Below are 2,690 nucleotides of genomic sequence, written 5' to 3'. Positions count from 1 at the left end.
GGCGTCGTTCTCCTCACTCCAGGGGATACCGAACCCAGTACACGTAGCCGTCCCATCCTTGGGCTGCAAAGTCAACATGGACGCCGCAGCCGTGATCGTAGCGGTGGTCGACCCCGCCGTAGCCGTCACGGTCACCTCCTTGGGTGTGTCACCGGTGGCCCACACCCAGGTATCCATACCCACAAACGTCGCCCCCACACCCCCATACATCGGGTTATAACTGATCGTCGCAGTAGGATCGTGACTGAGTCCCACGCCGCCCGAGCCAGAGTCTCACCATCTATCGCCGGCTCCGGGGGCGAACCACCAGCGGGCACATACACAAAATCATTGGCATCAAGATACTCTTTAGCGACAACATCGTATTCCTCCGGATCATCTCCAGAGTAGTATTTAGGATGACATACGGGCTGATACCAATGCCCTTCGCTATCATTGGCGTAATTACCATAGCCCTTGTACACATCCTTTAGCTGATCTTTCGTTAACACATCGTCCTCATGAGACTCTATTAACGTGAACATTTTGGCGCCAGTCAGGCTTTCATCGTACCAGCACACAGGATGTACGTAGGCGGTGAATTGAGTTCTGGTAGCAGTAGATGCGTTTGTTGACCCGTCTGAACCACCCTGCCCGGAAGCAACTGAAACGAATTGCGCTTCGACAATCATCGACACACTGCCGTCCTCATTCGCGGATACGGATCCGGAAGAAGACGGCGCACTAACCTGCGACCCGCCGCGATTACTCATGTCGGCATAGGCGGGAGACACTACGCCTGTCACCGCAACCAGCACAATAGTCGCGATCTTCAGAAGTCTATTATTTCCAAGCATTTCAATACGCCACACATTCATCAACAGAAACAAGCTCATCGCCGTAAGCCTTCCAACTGTTGCCCTCTAGGGCCATATACACGCGTAACTCGTAACGAGAGTTTAGGGTCGGGTCGCCAATATCCTTGCCGGAGGCGTCCAATAACAACAGTCCTGATTGGTCTCCACAAACGACGACTTCTGCGCGCTGATCTAATGAGGTTGACGCAGTAGTTACTGTTACGCTAGAGACGGCAGCTTGGATGAACCCATCATTATGTTCCCCATTGAGGTCTTTGTAATTCGCATTGATCGCTGCCAGCGCATCACCGGTCGCTACTGCTTGCGCATTCTCAACTCCGGTGCCGGTGAACCATATGTTCCAAGTGACCTGCTCGTAGTTGACGAAGGCCTTGAGCACCTCGGTCTGTTGCTCATCCAGGTCCTCCGGGATGGAGGTCACCACGTAGCGGTCGGTAGACAGCGACTCCGCCGTCACCACACCAGCCGCCTCAGCAGAAGCCGCAGCCGACGCAGACGCCGCCGCAGCGGCTGCAGACTCCGACGCCTCGGCCGACGCCCAGGCCTCAGGGTCATAAGTGGGGATATCCAGGCCACTCTCATCCGAGCCCGACGAACACGCCACCAACGGCGCACACGCCAGCAGCAGGGCCACAGCGCCTGCGGCAGCACTACGCAGTCCCAGACGAGACAGGGATATTGATAGTTGCATGCTAGATAGCTCTCCTTTGCAGCACTGGGTGGGCGATAGGGGTTGGTTAGTCGTCTGGCTCGGCGGCTTCGGGCGTGGGCGAGGGAACTACGACGCGTGTAGTGGTGGTGGAGGCCAACTTGGGAATCTCGGCCAGCGCCGGCTCAAGAACGGCATGGAACTTATCCACCTGCTCATCCAGACCCTCCTCAGGCCCCCAATAAGTTAACCTGGCCGCAAGAACTTGGTTGTCGTTATACCGCCAAGCCACGAACACCTCCGCGCTGGTAGTCCAGCCCCAGCCCTCGCCATCAACGGCCTCGAAACTGACGCGGGTGGCGTTCCTGAATTCCTCGGGAATACCATCGAACTCCAGCTGCCCGCGACCTGGCAACAACAACGTATTGCCGGCAGTGTATTGTATTTCAATGCGCCCGAAGGGCTCGCTATTCGACTCCATGTGGCAGCCATAGTGGTAACCAGTGCCACCTGTATCAACGTTTGTTATGGTACCGGCGTCATAGTCGTATCTGTAGGTATTGAAACCGAGGACGTTCTGGAGGTCCTGGTTGGGGAAGACACCACAGATGGTCTCATCCGCCAGCGGAGTGCTCGGAGCACGGGTTGGATCAGCCGAACCATCAATAAGACCGCAGGCGCCCAAGGACATGGCCATACACAAGGCCACGACGCATGACCGCCCCACCACCGCCAAGCTCGCCATCTGGCGTCGCGGCCAGGCCGTCTAACTCCCATCGATCGTGATATCACCGTCTTTACCTCCCTCACCGTCACCGCATTGGACCAGGTGCTACCCCACTGCCAGCAACCGACGACGACGGGGCCGACCCTGCTGCCTGTCGTCTCATGGTTCGTCGGTTGGCCGGACAATAATCGTCTGGATCTCCGCCACCGGGATCGTAGTGGTCGTGGAAGTGGTGTGAGTATCCATCGAACCCGAAGCGCCATCAGAGGCGGTGTAGGTGATCGCGTAGGACACCTTCACATCCACCGGCGTCACAGAGTCCTTAAAGTGCGCACTAGACCGGTCAAACACGATCACACAGTCCGTACCCTTCGAATCATTCTCCTCACTCCAGGGGATACCGAACCCAGTACACGTAGCGGTGCCATCCTTGGGCTGCAAAGTCAACATTGATGCC

3 protein-coding genes and 1 pseudogene are annotated in these 2,690 nt (G+C 57.1%); all 4 read right to left on the bottom strand.

Annotation, left to right across the window (positions count from 1 at the left end):
• Window positions 1-131: 131 nt before the first annotated feature.
• A complete protein-coding gene (locus BW737_RS15825) occupies window positions 132-875 on the bottom strand; it encodes a hypothetical protein (RefSeq protein ID WP_143233427.1) in 744 nt (247 codons plus the stop codon).
• Window positions 838-1,491 (bottom strand): hypothetical protein, encoded by a 654-nt coding sequence (locus BW737_RS15380; protein WP_086616108.1) that lies wholly within the window; start codon window positions 1,489-1,491, stop codon window positions 838-840. The genes BW737_RS15825 and BW737_RS15380 overlap by 38 nt, the downstream gene beginning before the upstream one ends.
• Before the next feature lie 103 nt (window positions 1,492-1,594).
• Window positions 1,595-2,197, bottom strand: a complete 603-nt coding sequence (locus tag BW737_RS15375; RefSeq protein WP_143233426.1) for a hypothetical protein — start codon at window positions 2,195-2,197, stop codon at window positions 1,595-1,597.
• Window positions 2,198-2,392: 195 nt separating this feature from the next.
• Window positions 2,393-2,690, bottom strand: a pseudogene (locus tag BW737_RS15370) (hypothetical protein); the annotation flags it as partial.

The organism is Actinomyces ruminis, from assembly GCF_002154335.2.
Classification (GTDB): Bacteria; Actinomycetota; Actinomycetes; order Actinomycetales; family Actinomycetaceae; genus Actinomyces; species Actinomyces ruminis.
This window is presented reverse-complemented; position numbering and strand designations above follow the sequence as displayed.